Source organism: Pseudomonas sp. S32 (genome assembly GCF_016648095.1).
GTDB lineage: Bacteria > Pseudomonadota > Gammaproteobacteria > Pseudomonadales > Pseudomonadaceae > Aquipseudomonas > Aquipseudomonas parafulva.
This window is the reverse complement of record NZ_JACVVF010000117.1, coordinates 1-304: the sequence shown is the minus strand read 5'-3', so window position 1 is coordinate 304 and position 304 is coordinate 1. Positions and strand designations below refer to the sequence as shown.

The following is a 304-nucleotide window of genomic DNA, read 5'->3' as shown; positions in this document are numbered from 1 at the left end:
GTGGGCCAGTGCAGTGTTGATCTGTACGGTAAAGGTCGGTTTAACGTTTTCTGCGACCGAAGTTTGGTCGGCAGTGATGGTGACTTGCACCAGGTCGCCTTGGTTACCCGTGCCTGGGGTACCCGAGCCTGGTTCGTCGGTGACAGTGGTGGTGACTGGAGTTTTATCCAGAGTCAGTTGCTCGAACTTGCCGACGTCAGCGCCAGTTACCGAAGCGATGGATTTGACGACCGGATCGTTCGCACCGACATAAACGTTATCCGGTGCGGTCACAGTGACCGAGCCGGTGGTGCCGTTCGCCGGG

1 protein-coding gene is annotated in these 304 nt (G+C 57.9%); it reads right to left on the bottom strand.

The window, feature by feature from the left end; translation table 11 throughout:
- Window positions 1–304: immunoglobulin-like domain-containing protein (locus tag IAE38_RS23700; RefSeq protein ID WP_201219584.1), on the bottom strand; the 304-nt coding region annotated here is incomplete at both ends.